The organism is Rhizorhabdus dicambivorans (assembly GCF_002355275.1).
Classification (GTDB): Bacteria; Pseudomonadota; Alphaproteobacteria; order Sphingomonadales; family Sphingomonadaceae; genus Rhizorhabdus; species Rhizorhabdus dicambivorans.
Genome location: NZ_CP023451.1, coordinates 74,971 through 90,496, shown reverse-complemented (window position 1 = coordinate 90,496; position 15,526 = coordinate 74,971). Strand labels below are relative to the sequence as shown.

The window sequence follows — 15,526 nt, the reverse complement described above, 5'->3', positions numbered from 1 at the left end:
GGGGCCGTTCTCACACTTTCGGTGGGCAAACGGTCCCACAATCGTTCCACATTTTGGGCCAAATTCAGGCAAATCAGGGAGACGACCGCGAACAACTTACAAGACAAATCGTTGCTTTTTCAGTGTAGGTAGGGGTAGGGACGCCATCAGCTCGCTTGACACAAGGTTCTACACTCGACAGCGGGGTCCTCTACCACCGGGCAATTCTGCAGGATGCTGCAAACCGCGCGATATCAATGGCGGGCGAAAATTCGCTGACCGGCGCTGCCGAAGGCCACCACCGTATAGGGTTGGCGGGCAGCGCCTGCCACTTCCATGCCCTCCGAACCGATCGGCATCCCCGCAACCGCAATGCCTTTGACGCCCGCAGGACGGGTCGCCAGCAAGCGCTTGACGTCGGATATCGGGACATGGCCCTCGATCATATAGCCATCGACGATCGCGCTGTGGCAAGATGCCAGCGTCCGGGGCATGCCGGCCTTGCGCTGAAGCTCGCTGCGCGACGCATCGTCACGCATGACGACCTTGCGTCCCAGCTTCGCGCGCACGGCCTGCGCCCACTTCTCGCAACATCCACATCCCGGATCCCGGTGGACGACGATATCACTGGCCGCAAGCGCTACGCCGGGCATGGCGAGGAACAGCAAGGCGACGAATAGGCGGGTCTTCATGAAATGACTCCCGGAAGAACGATAAGCATGGGGCAGAGGCCCCTTCTTTTCTATACGCATCAATGCGCCCCTCCCCTCATCACGCAGATGATTTTACGATGGCGGGCGGCCTCCAGGCTAGCGGCAGGGACACAAGCAGCGCTAGCGATAGACCACCAATCCCCCACAGAACGAGCGGCTGCGCCCCGGGAGCGACGATGGCTATCGCCAGCGGCGCGAGCGCCTGCCCGATGCTGGCGGCGGAATGCTGGAAACCGAGCTTCACGCCTGAAGGGGCCCCGCCGCCGCTGATCCAGAAGCTGGTGACCAATCGAAGGGTTGCCGAGCTCCAGCCGGCAGCAACGATGATCCCACTGAGTTCGGCCATGCTCGCGGCGACAGGGAACAGGAAAAGCGCCGCAGCCAGCAGGCCGAGCGTCAGCCCCGCAAGCCGCCTCGGCATGGTCACCAGCCAATCGAGCCTCGCATGGAAGATCTGTGCTGCCAGCATGCCCAATCCGCAGAGACTGAGCATCCAGGCGATCTCTTCGCGGCTCAGCGAAATGACGCTCCGCGTCACCAGGAGATTGACATGCATCGCCGCCAGCCCGCCGCCCGCGACGATCGTGACGAAAAGCAGGATCAGCGTCGCGCCGAGCGTCGGCGCGGGCAGGTCTCCGCCATCGATGCAAGGTGCACACCAGCGCGGCAGACGCACGGCGCAAAGCGCCGCCCCGACGGCACCGATGCCGAGAGCGAGGATCATGAGGGGAGCGCGGGGCAGGATCGCGGCCGAGACCTCCGCCACCAGCGGACCGGCGAGATCGCCCAGAAACACGAAGGCGGTCAGCCAGGTGAAGCGGCGCGCCTGGTCCGCGCGCCCGCTTGCGGCAAAGCTCGCGCAGAGCAAGCCCAACGGTATGATGGCGGCCGACGCCATCCCCGCCACCAGACGCAATGCATAAAGCTCAGGCAACCCGACGAGGCCGATCGGCGCGGTCACCAGCGCGAGGATGACCAGCGCTGCGCGCAACATCGCCCGATAGTCGACCCGGTCCGCGATCCAGCCCCAGAGCGGCGCCGCCAGCAAGGCTGCCAGGGGATGGACCGCGGTCAGGCTCGCGACGTGAAAATCATGAGCGCTTGACGATAGCGCGCCACGAGCCGGGTCGACCAGTGCCGGAAGGAAGGCGAGAATGGCCGTCTGTCCCGCCGACGCCGCAGCCGCCGCGAGCAACAAGACGAAAAAGGAGGCCGGCCAGCGACCGTTGGCTTGCGATCCAGCCTTGTCACGCGGCGCGTTCGCGGTCGATCCCTCGAGTGGCCATCCGCGGATCACCACCAGGCGCGCAAGCCGATCACCAGCCTGTGTTCGGAAGGCCCTTCCCTGCGCAGGCGACGGAAATCGGCCGTGCCGTCAAATGCGCGCTCCCAGACGAAGCCGATATAGGGCGCGAACTTGCGCGACACCTCGTAGCGCAACCGTCCGCTCAGCTCGACATTGCTGAAGCCGCTGCCGAGCTGCCGATCGCTCGACCGCTTCGAATAGATATTGGTTTCCACCTGCGGCGTAAGGATCAACCGATTGGTGAACAGGACCTCATAGGAGGCCTTGGCGCGCGCCGCGAGACGCCCATCGGTTCCTACATAGCCGGTGAGCTGGACGTCGAACCAATAGGGCGCCAGTCCCTCGACGCCGGCGGCGAGCCAGGTGGTCGCACCCTTGCCGAGATCCTGCCTGACCCCGAGCAGCGTGCCCCAGAACGGGTTCTTGCTGTGCCACCACAGCGCCTCGACGCTGCTCTCCGGATCGAGACGTTGGTCGCGGGAGTTCTTGAGCCCCTGGCTGCGCAGCCAGAGCTTGTCATTGTCCTGACCCTTGGTGACGAGCACGGTCCAGCCCACGCCCTGACCCTCGTTGCCGCTGGTGAACTCGAGCTCATCCACAAGTATCTTGGGGATCGAGAGCTTGTCGGCCATCTCATAGCCCGGCAGCGTCGAGTTGCGATAGCCGTCGGCATAATCGTCCGAGTTGCGCGCGTCCGGCGGGGCCTTGCCACCCTGCATCGAGCCCATGTCCATCGTGGCGCCGTTACCGGACGCCTTCGTGTCGGTCATATCCATGCCCGGCATGTCCATGCCCGCATGCTCCTGAGAGCCTTGCGCGGAAGGTGAGTTTGGATCGGGAGTGGCCGTTTGGGCAGGGGTGGCGGCGGGCGACGGGGGCAAGGCATCCTGCGCGAGGGCGGGAGCCGTGATCGCCGGCGCCAGGAAGAGGGCAACGCCAAGAGCAATGCCGCGCGAGGGGATAATCCGGATCATGCGACCACCACCTCCCGGAACATGCCGGCCGCCATGTGATAGAGCAGATGGCAGTGGAAGGCCCATCGGCCCATGGCGTCGGCGGTGACGCGGAAGCTCACCCGCTGGGCGGGCTGGACCACGACCGTATGCTTGCGGACCTGGAAGGCGCCGTCCGGGCCTTCGACATCGCTCCACATGCCGTGCAGATGCATCGGATGCGCCATCATCGTGTCGTTGACGAAGGTGACGCGCAGCCGCTCGTTCGGCTTGAAATGCAGCGGCCGGGAATCGTTGAGCTTGATGCCGTCGAGCGACCAGATGAACCGTTCCATATTGCCCGTCAGATGCAGCTCGATGTCGCGCTCGGGCTCGCGCGGGTCGGGATCGCCGCCCGGCGTGCGCAGATCGGCCAGCGTCAGCACGCGCCAGCCGCGCCCGCGCAGCCCGGCGCCGGGATCGTCGAGATTGGTGCGCGGATAGTCGACGCGCATGTCGGTATTGGCGCCATATTCGGTGCGGGCGTGCCGTGCCCTGGCCGGCATCTCGGTCATGCCGTGCCCGGCATGCGCGTCGCCTCCCATTGCGCCCATCGTCGCCATCGCGCCCATCATGTCGACCGGCTCGAGCCAGGTCCGGGCATCGAGCGGCGGCACGGCTGCCGCCATGCCCGGGGCCGGTGCGATCGTGCCACGCGCATAGCCGCTCCGATCGATCGCCTGCGCGAAGATGGTGCGGGCGCCGCCCTCGGGCATGGTGAACTCGACGTCGTAGGTCTCGCCCGGGCCGATCCGGAATTCCTCGACCGTGACCGGCTCGACCGGCTGCCCGTCGGTCGATACGACCGTCAGCTCGACCCCGGGGATCCGCACGTCGAAGAACGTCGCCGTCCCCGCGCCGACGAAGCGCAGGCGCACGCGCTCGCCGGGCGCGGCGATACCGGTCCAGTTGCCGGCGGGCGGCGCGCCGTTCATCAGATAGGTGTAGGTCGCGGCAGAGACATCGCTGTAGTCGGTCGGGTTCATCCGCGAGCTGTTCCACATCCGCCGCCGCTCGAGCGCCTTGCCCAAGCCCATGGTGCCGACATCCTTGAGGAAATCGCCGGCGGTCGGCTGCGCAAAATTATAGTAGCTGCTCTGCTTCTTGAGATTGAGGAAGATCTGCAGCGGCGGCTCGTCCGACCAGTCGCTGAGCACGATGCAATAGTCGCGATCGGGCGCCCGCGCCGCCGGCGCCTGTTTCGGCTCCACGATGATCGCTCCATAGAGTCCCGTCTGCTCGGCGAGCGTGTGAGCGTGATACCAGTAGGTTCCGCTCTGGCGGACCTCGAAGCGATAGGTGAAGGTCTCGCCCGGCGCGATGCCGGCAAAGCTGATGCCGGGCACGCCGTCCATCTCCGCCGGCACGATGATGCCGTGCCAATGGATGCTCGACATCTCCTTGAGGCCGTTGCGCACACGGAGCGTGACCGTGTCGCCTTCGCGCAGGCGCAGGACCGGCGCGGGCACGCTGCCGTTCACGGCGGTCGCGATACGGCGTTTGCCGGTGAAGTTGACTGGCAGCTCGGCGATCTCGAGGTCGAACTCGGTCCCGCTAAGCTCGGCGGGCGAGACTGGGGCGGATCGCGCGAGAAGCGCCGGGGCGAAGCCGGCAACCGCGCCGCCGATCGCCAGCCCCTGGACGAAACGGCGCCGTGCGATCGGCCGGATATGTAAGGGAGACATGAACTGTACTTTCGCGAAGTCGGGTTCAGGCGAGGTCGAGGACGATCCGGCCCTCGATGTCGCCATGGTGCATGCGGGAGAAGACGTCGTTGATGTTCTCCAGCTTGTCTGCATGGACCGTGGCCTTGACCTTGCCGTCGCCGGCGAACGCCAGTGCCTCGAGCAGATCGAGCCGCGTGCCGACGATCGAGCCTCGCACGGTAATGCCGTTCAGCACGGTGTCGAAGATCGACAGCGGGAAGTCGCCCGGCGGCAGACCATTGAGCGCGACCGTGCCGCCGCGCCGGACCATGCCGAGCGCCTGCTGGAACGCCTTGGGCGAAACGGCGGTGACGAGCGCTCCGTGCGCGCCGCCTATCGCCTTCTTGAGCGCTGCCGAAGGGTCCTCGCTGTGCGCGTTGACCGTCAGTGTGGCGCCAAGGCGTGTAGCGAGGTCGAGCTTGCTATCGTCGATGTCGACCGCGGCCACATTGAGACCCATGGCACGGGCATATTGCACCGCCATGTGGCCGAGCCCGCCGATCCCTGAGACGACCACCCACTCGCCGGGTCGGGCCTCGGTGGCCTTCAATCCCTTGTAGACGGTGACGCCCGCGCAGAGGATCGGCGCAATGTCGAGGAAGTCGACATTGTCGGGAAGGTGACCAACATAGTTGGGATCGGCGAGGACATATTCGGCAAAGCTGCCATTGACCGAATAGCCGGTGTTCTGCTGTTCGTGGCAAAGCGTCTCCCAGCCACCCAGGCAATGCACGCAATGCCCGCAGGCGGTGTAGAGCCAGGGCACACCGACCCGGTCGCCTTCCTTCACATGGGTGACGCCCGCACCGACGGCGGCGACATGCCCGACGCCTTCATGGCCAGGAATGAAGGGCGGGTTGGGTTTGACCGGCCAGTCCCCTTCTGCCGCGTGCAGGTCGGTATGGCACACGCCGGTTGCCGCAATCTTGACCAGGATCTGCCCGGGGCCGACCGTCGGGATCGGCGCGTCCTCGATGACCAGGGGCTTGCCGAATTCGCGGACGACCGCCGCCTTCATGGTTTTCGCCATGTCCGTTTCTCCTTTTGAGCGAGGGGTCAGAACAGGCCGAGCGCGTGCTCGTCATAGGAGACGAGCAGGTTCTTGGTCTGCTGATAATGGTCGAGCATCATCCGGTGATTTTCACGCCCGAAGCCCGACGCCTTGTATCCGCCGAAGGCGGCATGGGCGGGGTACTGGTGATAGCAGTTGGTCCAGACCCGCCCGGCCTCGATCGCGCGGCCCAGACGGTAGGCGGTGTTGCCGCTCCGGGTCCAGACGCCCGCGCCAAGACCGTAGGCGGTGTCGTTGGCAAGTGCGATCGCCTCCTCGACCGTCTTGAAGGTGGTGACCGCCAGGACGGGACCGAAGATCTCCTCCTGGAAGATGCGCATGTGGTTCTGACCCACGAACACGGTCGGCTGTACGAAATAGCCCTGGTCGAGCGCACCGCCCGGCAGCGCCCTGGCGCCACCGACCAGACACTGCGCGCCCTCGGCCTTGCCGATATCGATATAGCCCAGGATCTTGTGGAGCTGGTCCTCCGACGCCTGCGCGCCGACCTGGACCGACGGGTCGAGCGGATCGCCCTGGCGGATCGCGGCGACGCGCGCCACGGCGCGCTCGATGAAGCGGTCGAAGATCGACTCATGGATCAGGGCGCGCGACGGGCAGGTACAGACCTCGCCCTTGTTGAAGGCGAACAAAGTAAAGCCTTCGAGCGCCTTGTCGAAGAAGGCATCGTCCTCGTCGAGCACGTCCGCCATGAAGATGTTGGGCGACTTGCCGCCAAGCTCCATCGTCTGGGGGATCAGATGGTCCGCCGCGGCGTGCATGATCTGCTTGCCGGTGACGGTCTCGCCGGTGAACGAGACCTTGGCGATGCGCGGATTGGCGGCGATCGCCTGGCCGACGGTCCGTCCCGGGCCGGTGACGACATTGAGCACGCCGGGCGGCAGGATGTCGGCGGTGAGCTCGGCGAACATCAGCAAGGTGAGCGGCGTCTGGGATGCGGGCTTGATGACGGTGCAGTTGCCCGCCGCCAGCGCCGGGGCGATCTTCCACGCCGCCATCAGCAGCGGGAAGTTCCACGGGATGATCTGGCCGACGACGCCGAGCGGCTCGCGGAAATGATAGGCGATGGTGTCGGCATCGATCGTCGAGATGCCGCCTTCCTCCGCCCGGATGCAGCCGGCGAAGTAGCGGAAATGGTCGATTGCAAGCGGCACGTCGGCAGCGCGGGTCTCGCGGATCGGCTTGCCATTGTCGATCGTCTCGGCAAGCGCCAGCAGCTCCAGATTATCCTCGAGCCGGTCGGCGACGCGATTGAGAATCCTGGCGCGCTCGGCGGGCGCGATCCTTGCCCATTGATCCTTGGCGGCGTGCGCCGCATCGAGCGCGCGCTCGACATCTTCCGGCGTCGACAGCGCGAACTCGGCGATCTGGGCGCCATTGATCGGGCTCTTGTCGGCGAAATACTCGCCGCTCGCAGGAGCGCTCCAGCGGCCTCCGATGAAATTATCATAGCGGTGTCGGAAGGAGGCCGCCGCGTTAATGGTCCCGATCGCCTTCTCGAACATAACCTGACTCCATCTCTATCGATGGCCTGACGGAGTAGTCTCTTTGCCCGGGCGGCCTATAAGTAAGTTCCGCAGAAGGTAGTCTGGTATCGGTGTCGCGGGCTTTAAGGGTCGGACACGCCAACGGAGCCGATGAATATTCATCGACTCCTGAACCTATTCGCGCACGCCTGATCGGAATTATGCCGAGACAGGCGTTACTCGGCCGAGTCTTCTTTTGGCGAGGGCGGCGCTTGGCATTCCAATTCTGGCGTTACGCCCGGACGCGCTTTAGGCTCACCCAATCGCCTTTCTGAAGCGTCCCGTCCCTCACGCGGAAATGAGCATAATGGTCGTCGAAAATCTGGTCGACTTCGACATGACCGACAAGGCGGCGGTGGCGCGGCGTTGCGTGATAGACTTCGAGTATCTGCCCGATGTGCGCGCCATCGGCTTTGCCCAGGCAGGCCACTGTGCCGCCCGCATCCGTACGGACGATCTTGCCGCGCATGAACAAGCTATGGCCGATACCCTGTGCGAGGAGCGGCGTGCTGCCAAAGAGCAGAAAGCCAACAGCAGCACCGACGCCAAGATGCTTTCGCATCACTGTTTCCTCTCTCACGTTAGTTGCTCGGTCCCGGCTTTGAAAGCTGGGAGCACGGGGCGACGCTGGGCATCGTCAAAGAACTGGCCCGCCGCGGGGCGGCGGCGGGCCCTCAGCCCCGGGGGGTGTTTTATCGGGGCTGGAAACTTCACATGTCGCTCATCGGCTTGTCGGCCATGGGCTTGGCGGTCTTCTTCTTCGCGGCCGGCTTGGCCTTCTTCATCGGCATCTTGCAGCAGCCACTCTTCGCCTTACCGGCCATGCCCGAGCCGTTCGATGCTGGCGACCCGCCGGACATGCCGGCCATCCCCGACATGCCCTGTTGATCCTGCTGGGCCGGTTGCCCCTGCTGCTTCTGCGCGCCGGCCTGATGATCCTTCATCATCTGATCGTGCATCTGCTGCCCGCCATGATCCATGCCCTGCTGGTGGGCATGGGCCGGCGCAGCCTGCGCGGGCGCGGGCGTCGACTGGGCGAGAGCGGTGCCGGCGGCGAAGGTTAGCGTCGCGAAGAGGCTGACGGGCGCCGCGAGAAATGTCGTCTGTCGCATTGAGGGTCTCCGAGTGTTCTTCCTGTTGCCCGATCGACGTTCCGATCCCGGCAATTCCGAAGCTTCAATGCTGCTAGCGAGACGCTGTCTGTATACGTAAGTTACGAATCGAAATCCGATCGGCCGTGTGCCTGCTGGAGCAGGCGCGTAAAATGATGATCCGGGATCGATCAAAAATGTGACCCGGCCTGGTTTTCTCGTCCTGAGACCGGCCAGAAAAGCGATTGGCCCGCCGTGGGAACGGCGGACCAAGGCTTCGGTTGAAAGCGGCCATGATCTTGTCCGTCAACCTTGTCGTCTGATGGAATGATGGCAGGGTCAGCAACCACCGTCCGACCTGTGTGACATGCCGGAGGCGCCGTCCTGGTCCTGCGAATCCCGCATCGCCATTCGATGGCCCTGCATCATCTGGCCGTGCATCTGCTCCTTACCGTGAGCCATGCCCTGCATGTGGGCAGGATCGGGCTGGGCAGGCGCCGGCCTGGCCTTGAGGGTCTCCTCAAGATCGGGCATGCCCGGCGGCATCCCGTCCGCCAGCACCGGTCCGGCACTGACGGCGAGGAAGCCGAGAGCTGCGAGCGAAGCGATCATTGCCGTCTTCTTGCGCAAGTATCCATTCCTTCAAGTCTGGGTTTCTCGTTCGATCGAGCATATGCCCGGTCGATTGTCGCCCCTTCCGGAGCTTGCCCGTGAAATGGTGTCACCTTCCGCCTTGCTGTATACGTAATGTGCGAAGTCCGTCTCTGAGATGGCCATAAATTATCGCACTGGCATCGTTGTTGTGCCGATGTGTAACTATGGTTCGGACTCGAGAGCAGGACAGGTCGGCAACAGTGACTAATCCATGGCGGCCAGCAGACGCTCGAGAGGAATAGTGGCAAAAGTGGTGAAGCTGTCAGCAATGGCATAAGGCAGTACCAGCACCCGATTATGTACCATCGCGCCGCAGCTGTAGGCTACGTTTGGCACATAACCTTCGCGCTCATCCATGTCCGACCGCAAAAGCGGTAGCTTCGTCCGCGCCAGCAGCTTCGAGGGATCGTCACGGTCCAGCAGGCACGCCCCGATGCAATAGTTCCGAACGGCGCCGACTCCATGAGTTACGACCAGCCAGCCTTCGTCGATCTCGATCGGCGATCCGCAATTACCGATCTGGACAAACTCCCAAGGCCAGCGAGGTTCGATGGCTTTCGCTCCGCCACTCCAGTCGTGAATGTCCGCGGACGTCAGGAACCAGATATTTTCGTTATCCTCGCGCCCAAGCATGGCAAAGTGCCCGGCAATGCGTCGGGGGAAAAGCGCCATGCCCTTGCTACCGGTGGCATCCCCACGCAGCGGTCTGAGTTCGAATGTCCGGAAGTCCGGCGTGGACAACAACTCCTGCCGGACGGACTGGCCGCTAAATGCCGTATATGTACCGAAATAGGTGGCTCGGCCATCGTCGTCCAGGAAGCGGACCAAGCGAAGGTCTTCGATGCCACCACGCTGGCTGGGGGTTGTCGGAAAGATCACGATCTCCGAGAGATCGTGGCTGCCATCGCACTTGATCCGAATGCCCGCGTCCGGCCGGTCCTCGCCGGAGATGTTTTCAGTCTCCAGCACGAGCGGCATGGGGCTCGGAGGATTGATTGCTATGGTTCCGTCCGCGGCGCAAAACCCGGTGCGAAAGGTGACGGAGGAGATATGCCCCTCGCCCACGCCTCGCAGGGAAAGAATGAATCGGAGAGAGTTTTCAGGTACAGCAGACTGGTCAGGATGCAGGACGATGCTCGGATTGAAAAGCGCTGCTGCCTCATAGGAATATTCGTTGCAAAAATGGGCACCGATCAAGAGCGCCTGTTCATGGGTGACCTCGCAATCACAGACGATGATGCCATCAACCTCGTGGAACCGCCGCAAAAACAGGGACGGAACCTCACGATGCCTTCCCGAGAAATCATCAAGAATGCGTTGCAACTCATCGTGGAGCGATGCTGGGTCGAGCGCCAGGACGCGGTCGGCGATGCGCTGCGCACGTGGCTGATCCGGTACCGCATATTTATAGGTTTCCGTCGACGGCATATAGGGTCTGATCACTACCCTTGCTGGATTGGGGCGGAGCAATTCGGGTAGCCGGTTGACAAATTCGGCGGTTGACACTGACTTCTCCAATACAGATCGACCGTGGAGCGTTCACGCAATCGTAAAGATGGTGCTCGGCATTACCCGACTATCGGGTGGCGGCACGGAAGGCTCCGGCGATGGCGGGTGCGATGATTTCCGCCGTTGCCGGATACTCGGACTTTGTGCCACGTGCCATGATCGCTGTCCTGGCGTAGTTGTCGGACACACAAGCTGTGACCGGGGGCTCTGGCCTGAACGTGACTATGTGGGGCACGTGCGAAGCGCGCCGCTCAGCTCGACATGTCCGCCATCGTTCGGCAGCTCGCCGCGCATTTCTTGCAGGTGGCCGAGCAACGCGCGATCCGCTGGTCCGCGCTATGGCGTCCGCATTCCTCGGCGCAGCGCTCGCAAGCGTCGGCGCAGGCGCGGCAGACGATGCGGTGCAGGGCAGATTCCCGCAGCATCGAGTTGGCAGTCGCCTGGCACAGTTCCGCACAGTCGTTCAGCATGGCGATCAGCGACGCCGTAGCTGACGCGCCGCCTTGCTTCGTCAGCCAAGCGGCGGTTTCCAGGCACATGCGGTGCGAAGCCACGCAATCGTCGATGCAGTCCGTCATCGACATCGCCATCCCTTCCATTCGATGCTGCTGCGCCGCCGCCGGCGCAGCCAGCGTTCCGGCGGCGGCAAGGCCGGCGCCCGCCATCAGCAATTCGCGTCTCTCGATCATGATGCGCCTTCCATCTGCTATCGCTTGAGCGCTGTGCCGCATCCGGCGGCCTCAGCCGTAGCCGGCGACCCATCCGACGCCGCACGCGCCTTCTCCCGCGCCATCCGGGTTTCCTCCCAGGGCCAGTGGCCGTTGATCTCGACCCCGAGCGAGATGCTCAGGAAGGTCCGCACCAGCACAAGCCCGGCCAGCACGATGAGATCGTCGAGCGTCGGGTTGATCACCAGCGACTTGACGATGTCGCCGGCGACCAGAAATTCCAGGCCGAGCAGGATGCTGCGGCCGAGCGCCGATCGGAACGCGCTATAGGCCTCGGTTCGGTCGCCCGCCCTCGCCCGCCGCGCAAACAGAAAGGTTGCGAGCCCCGCGCCGACCAGGATGGTCAGCGTGCCCGCCAGTTCCAGGCCGATCACCGCAAGCCGGAAGAAGGCGCTCAGCCAGTCGGCCTCAATGGTGATCATACCAGCCTCGCTTGCGGATATTGTTGAAGCTGTCGGTGGCGTGACAGGCATAGCATTGGTCGACGCGCGCTTTCGATCCGGCTGCGCGCTGCGAGACCATGCTGAAATGCTCCATGAAGTGACTGGGCGGCGCCTTGTGGCACTCGGCGCACTGCGTCGAATTGACCGATGGATGGCGGTAATTGGCGATCTTCCAGCTGTCGGTCTTGTGACAGCTCGCGCAGTCGGTGCCGAACAGGCCCTGGTGCGGATCGCGGAACGCATGGCAGCTCGCGCAATTGAGCGCGGTCTCGGGGGTCAGGCTTCGAGTGTTTGTCGACATGCCCGCCGAAGGCTGCCGCCACTTTGCCATGTCGAGCAAGGCGGCGTGATCCATGCGGATGATGCCGCGCTCTCCCTCATGTTCGACGTGGCAGGAGGTGCACTGCGTCGCTTTCGCGTGGAACTGCGTCGACTGCTTCGTCCCGAAATCCGTGCCCGCATGGCAGGTGAGACAGGTCCGGGTTTCGACGCCCTTGCCCGGCGTGTGGCAGGCCGTGCATTGGCCGGCGAAGGACTGGTGGGCGCTCGAGAGCGGGCCGGGCGCTACGAGCTGCGCCACCAGGCCGGCATCCCTCGGCGCGTCCGATCGCATCCGGATCGCGACCGCGGCGACCATCACCAGCAGGGCTGCGATGAAGACGGCATAGGAAAGACGCTGCCAGCTCATAGCCAGCGCAGCCCGTAATAGATCGCCGCGCCGACGTGGAGCGCGAGCAGCGCGAAGATGAGACAGCCCAGCAGGATGTGCAGGAACCGCCATCGCGCGAACAGGGTGTTGGTCGCCTCTTCGGCGCGGATCGCGAATTCGGTATCGGCCAGCGCCGCGGCGATCCCCGCCCTGTTCTGGGGGTGCTGGCCCGCGGGCGCATCCCCGGCGACGAACAGATAGCGCCTCCAGCCCGACAGCGGCGCGGCTGCGGTATCGGCCTGCGCCGGCGCCGCCGGCTCCTCAAGGAAGGCGGCGCGAAGCGAGGCCAGTTCCGACCTGCGTCCGCGCAGCGCCCGACCAAGCTGGGCAAGCAGGTAGCGGCCGATGAAGCCGGTGATGACCGTCATCAGCAGGAGGACGGTCAGAAGCAGTCCGACCGGGCTTTCGAGCTTGTGCGCGGCGTGGACCAGACCCAGGATCGGCGCCAGCACGCCGGCATAGATGTGGATGGCGAGCAGGGTAGGCTTGCTGACGAGCCGGGAGAGCACTTTGTCGACCCAGGCGATGTGCTTGGCCGCGACATAGGGAAGCGTCAGCAGCATCAGCACGAGCGCTGCGATCCCGATGATCCCGCCAGCGAGGCTGCCCGGAAAGCGCGGTGACACATGCACGAGGTAGCCGAACGGGAACAGCAGCAGGAATGCGACCAGCAGGCCGACGGCGATGTCGCTGCGTTCGCGCATCAGGCTTCGACCACGAGCGGCGTGCCCGTGCCCTTCGCCTGGCACGCGAGCACATAGCCCTGCGCCTTGTCGGCGGGCGCGAGGCCGGACTCGACCTCCATCGTTACCTCGCCCTGCAGCAGCTTGACCACGCAGGCGCCGCATGTGCCCGCACGGCAGGCATAGGAGATCTCGACGCCCGCGCCCTCGGCCGCCTCGAGCACGGTCTCGTCCGCGGGCAAGGCCGCCGACACCCCCGACACGGAGAAGGTCACCGTGCTCGGCGCCACCTCGGCGCTCGGGGCCGGCTTATCCGCTGGCGCGGGCGCGGGTTTGACCTCGAGATCCTCGTGGTCGGCCGGCAGCGAGGCCGGACCGAACGCCTCGGTGTGCAGCTGCGCTTCGGGGACGCCAAGTTCCGCCAGCACGCCGCGCATCGCGCCCATCATCGCCGGCGGGCCGCACATATGGATCCGCCGGCTCGCGATCTCCGGCACCGCGGCCAGGATCATCTCGCGGGTGATCGGCCCTTCGGGGCCCATCCAGACGGTGCCGGGCGCGCGCTGCATCGCGGCGACGACATGGAGGTTGGGAAAACGGCGTTCGAGCCGCTCGAGCTCGTCGCGGAACACGAATTCCTCGGTCGACCGTGCGCCGTAGAAGAAGAAGATATCACCCTTCCACGCGGTGTCGGTGAGATAGCGCAGCACCGACATCATCGGGGTGATGCCGACCCCGCCCGCGATCAGCACGATGCTCTGGGCATCCGTTCCCGTGAAGGTGAAGGCGCCGAACGGTCCGCTGACCTTCAGCAGATCGTCGGCGACGACCTTGTCGTGCAGGTATCGCGAGACCACGCCCTGCTCCTCGCGCTTGACCGTCAGTTCGACATAGGCCCGCTGGGTCGGCGAAGAGGCGATCGTGTAGGAACGGCGCGCGGTCTTGCCCGCTTCGGGCTCTACCTCGACCTGCAGGAACTGGCCCGGCAGGAAGTCGAACGGCAGCCGGTCGGCGGTCGGGTCCGCGAGCCGGAAGGTCAGCACGCTCGGCGTCTCTCGCACGATCTGGACCACGCGCAGCTGCCCCGCCCAGCTTTTGGGCTTGCGCAGCGACGCCCCAGCGGGTGCGGCCGCATTGCTCGGCGCGAGCCCGGCGCTGTCGGCAACGGGTGCAGGCGCGGGCGCAACCCTGGTAGCGGGAGGGGCAGCCTTCGGCTCCGGCTTTGCTGGAACCTTGGCGGTGGCGACACCGCCGGCGATCGCCCCGATCCGCCGCAGGCGGAAGATCTGCAGCGCGATAAGCGTGGCGCTCACCAGCCCCAGGAACAGCATGAGAAGGAGGTGCGAGGGCGAGATGCCGAACCAGTGATCGGCATGGCCGGGCGCGGCCTGGTCGATGTCGAGCTGATCGCGCAGCCAGGCAAGCCCGACCTCCCGGGGCGGCTGCAAGCCTCCGATCGCGCCCTGCGCGGCGGTACCGGAGCGGAACAGGTCGGTCCCTTCGCGCATCCGGCGCGCCGCATCGAGCCGGGCCGAGACCGTTGTCGCACGCGCGCCGTCGGCCGAGGCGGCGTTGACCATCGACAGGCCCGTGCTTACCCGTTCCCCGGCCTGCGCAGCGACCCGCTGCCGGGCCGCTTCGTCGAGCGCGGGAAAGGCGAGCAACTGCGAAAAAAATGCGGTGCGGCGGGAATCGTGCCCATGTTCATTCTCGCCTTCGCCGTTGATCATGCGCTCCATCATAGAGTTCATCATCGAGGCCATATCGGAGGTGCCGACCTCGGGCTTTGCGGACATTGCGCCATCGGCCATCCCCGCACCGCCCGAAGTATCCCCATGATGTGCCGAATGGTCTTCGCCCTCCTGAGCGTGCACGCTCGCAGAGGGAAGGCTGAAAGCGAGCAACAACCCCAGACCCGAAAGGCGAAGGCTGGTCCAAACGCACATGTCGACCCCCTTCGCGCCCTTACATGTCCTTCATCGGCATCGCCGAATCCGCAGGCGCAGGCTCGGTCTTCGGAGCGCTGCTGTTCATGCCTCCCTGGCGCATCGCATCATGGTCCATGGCCTGCTGGTGATGCCGCTCCATCTCCTGTTCATTGGCCATGGCGTCCGAATGATCCATGCCGGCGGGATTTACGCTATCAGCGCCAGCCGCGGGTGCGGCGCTGTTGGCCGCAGCCGGCACCGTCTGATCGGTCTTGCGCTCACAGCCCGAAAGCGCCGCCATCGAGAGCAGGCTAACGCTGATTAGCGACAGTATGACTTTTCGATTTCCGACCATTGCTTCTTCCTTTCGTACTGGAGGAATCTCCGGGTGGGCCCGAGCCACCCGGAGCAGGAATCATTGTGCTTGGCGAAGAATCTTGCGGCACTGATCGTGCGACAGGTTCATGGGATTACGACCCTGCTGTTT

Annotated in this window: 16 protein-coding genes; all 16 read right to left on the bottom strand. The window is 64.9% G+C overall.

Annotated elements, in window-relative coordinates; all coding sequences use genetic code 11:
- Positions 1-233 precede the first annotated feature (233 nt).
- The 16 genes from CMV14_RS24920 to CMV14_RS24840 all read right to left on the bottom strand — a co-directional run bounded on the left by CMV14_RS24920 (position 234) and on the right by CMV14_RS24840 (position 15,340).
- Positions 234-671 (bottom strand): DUF411 domain-containing protein, encoded by a 438-nt coding sequence (locus tag CMV14_RS24920; protein WP_007683347.1) that lies wholly within the window; start codon positions 669-671, stop codon positions 234-236.
- Positions 672-750: 79 nt separating this feature from the next.
- Positions 751-1,992, bottom strand: a complete 1,242-nt coding sequence (locus CMV14_RS24915; RefSeq protein WP_066969879.1) for an MFS transporter — start codon at positions 1,990-1,992, stop codon at positions 751-753.
- A complete protein-coding gene (locus tag CMV14_RS24910) occupies positions 1,986-2,972 on the bottom strand; it encodes a copper resistance protein B (RefSeq protein ID WP_009823975.1) in 987 nt (328 codons plus the stop codon). The genes CMV14_RS24915 and CMV14_RS24910 overlap by 7 nt, the downstream gene beginning before the upstream one ends.
- Positions 2,969-4,675: a copper resistance system multicopper oxidase gene (locus CMV14_RS24905; protein ID WP_062343367.1), complete on the bottom strand. Its 1,707-nt coding sequence runs from the start codon at positions 4,673-4,675 to the stop codon at positions 2,969-2,971. Before CMV14_RS24905 ends, CMV14_RS24910 begins: the two co-directional genes overlap by 4 nt.
- Positions 4,676-4,700: 25 nt before the next feature.
- Entirely contained in the window at positions 4,701-5,726 is a 1,026-nt protein-coding gene (gene adhP / locus CMV14_RS24900; protein WP_007683342.1) for an alcohol dehydrogenase AdhP, read from the bottom strand.
- 26 nt (positions 5,727-5,752) lie between these two features.
- Entirely contained in the window at positions 5,753-7,273 is a 1,521-nt protein-coding gene (locus CMV14_RS24895; protein WP_025549141.1) for an aldehyde dehydrogenase family protein, read from the bottom strand.
- Positions 7,274-7,526: 253 nt separating this feature from the next.
- Entirely contained in the window at positions 7,527-7,856 is a 330-nt protein-coding gene (locus CMV14_RS24890; protein ID WP_021224454.1) for a hypothetical protein, read from the bottom strand.
- Between the two features lie 148 nt (positions 7,857-8,004).
- Positions 8,005-8,406 (bottom strand): hypothetical protein, encoded by a 402-nt coding sequence (locus CMV14_RS26945; protein ID WP_015449265.1) that lies wholly within the window; start codon positions 8,404-8,406, stop codon positions 8,005-8,007.
- A 318-nt stretch (positions 8,407-8,724) separates the two neighbouring features.
- On the bottom strand, positions 8,725-9,015 hold the full coding sequence (locus CMV14_RS24875) for a hypothetical protein (RefSeq protein WP_007406388.1): 291 nt from the start codon (positions 9,013-9,015) through the stop codon (positions 8,725-8,727).
- A 228-nt stretch (positions 9,016-9,243) separates the two neighbouring features.
- Complete coding sequence (locus tag CMV14_RS24870; protein WP_456291223.1) at positions 9,244-10,545, bottom strand: glycoside hydrolase family 130 protein; 1,302 nt, start codon at positions 10,543-10,545, stop codon at positions 9,244-9,246.
- 254 nt (positions 10,546-10,799) lie between these two features.
- Positions 10,800-11,240 (bottom strand): four-helix bundle copper-binding protein, encoded by a 441-nt coding sequence (locus CMV14_RS24865; RefSeq protein ID WP_025549148.1) that lies wholly within the window; start codon positions 11,238-11,240, stop codon positions 10,800-10,802.
- A 14-nt stretch (positions 11,241-11,254) separates the two neighbouring features.
- Positions 11,255-11,698 carry a DUF1622 domain-containing protein gene (locus CMV14_RS24860; protein ID WP_004212663.1) on the bottom strand — a complete coding sequence of 148 codons (444 nt, stop codon included), beginning with the start codon at positions 11,696-11,698 and terminating at the stop codon, positions 11,255-11,257.
- Entirely contained in the window at positions 11,685-12,407 is a 723-nt protein-coding gene (locus CMV14_RS24855; RefSeq protein ID WP_025549149.1) for a hypothetical protein, read from the bottom strand. Before CMV14_RS24855 ends, CMV14_RS24860 begins: the two co-directional genes overlap by 14 nt.
- Entirely contained in the window at positions 12,404-13,132 is a 729-nt protein-coding gene (locus CMV14_RS24850; RefSeq protein WP_009824015.1) for a hypothetical protein, read from the bottom strand. The genes CMV14_RS24855 and CMV14_RS24850 overlap by 4 nt, the downstream gene beginning before the upstream one ends.
- Entirely contained in the window at positions 13,132-15,057 is a 1,926-nt protein-coding gene (locus tag CMV14_RS24845) for a 2Fe-2S iron-sulfur cluster-binding protein (RefSeq protein WP_021243091.1), read from the bottom strand. The genes CMV14_RS24850 and CMV14_RS24845 overlap by 1 nt, the downstream gene beginning before the upstream one ends.
- 19 nt (positions 15,058-15,076) lie before the next feature.
- A complete protein-coding gene (locus CMV14_RS24840) occupies positions 15,077-15,340 on the bottom strand; it encodes a hypothetical protein (protein WP_238147332.1) in 264 nt (87 codons plus the stop codon).
- Positions 15,341-15,526 lie beyond the last annotated feature (186 nt).

Excerpts from the sequence above, each read along its gene's own strand:
- CMV14_RS24860 (WP_004212663.1), bottom strand. The coding sequence starts at position 11,698 with ATGATCACCATTGAGGCCGACTGGCTGAGCGCCTTCTTCCGGCTTGCG.
- CMV14_RS24920 (WP_007683347.1), bottom strand. The coding sequence starts at position 671 with ATGAAGACCCGCCTATTCGTCGCCTTGCTGTTCCTCGCCATGCCCGGC.
- CMV14_RS24840 (WP_238147332.1), bottom strand. The coding sequence starts at position 15,340 with ATGGCGGCGCTTTCGGGCTGTGAGCGCAAGACCGATCAGACGGTGCCG.
- CMV14_RS24890 (WP_021224454.1), bottom strand. The coding sequence starts at position 7,856 with ATGCGAAAGCATCTTGGCGTCGGTGCTGCTGTTGGCTTTCTGCTCTTT.
- CMV14_RS26945 (WP_015449265.1), bottom strand. The coding sequence starts at position 8,406 with ATGCGACAGACGACATTTCTCGCGGCGCCCGTCAGCCTCTTCGCGACG.
- CMV14_RS24910 (WP_009823975.1), bottom strand. The coding sequence starts at position 2,972 with ATGATCCGGATTATCCCCTCGCGCGGCATTGCTCTTGGCGTTGCCCTC.
- CMV14_RS24845 (WP_021243091.1), bottom strand. The coding sequence starts at position 15,057 with ATGTGCGTTTGGACCAGCCTTCGCCTTTCGGGTCTGGGGTTGTTGCTC.
- adhP (WP_007683342.1), bottom strand. The coding sequence starts at position 5,726 with ATGGCGAAAACCATGAAGGCGGCGGTCGTCCGCGAATTCGGCAAGCCC.
- CMV14_RS24850 (WP_009824015.1), bottom strand. The coding sequence starts at position 13,132 with ATGCGCGAACGCAGCGACATCGCCGTCGGCCTGCTGGTCGCATTCCTG.
- CMV14_RS24895 (WP_025549141.1), bottom strand. The coding sequence starts at position 7,273 with ATGTTCGAGAAGGCGATCGGGACCATTAACGCGGCGGCCTCCTTCCGA.
- CMV14_RS24855 (WP_025549149.1), bottom strand. The coding sequence starts at position 12,407 with ATGAGCTGGCAGCGTCTTTCCTATGCCGTCTTCATCGCAGCCCTGCTG.
- CMV14_RS24905 (WP_062343367.1), bottom strand. The coding sequence starts at position 4,675 with ATGTCTCCCTTACATATCCGGCCGATCGCACGGCGCCGTTTCGTCCAG.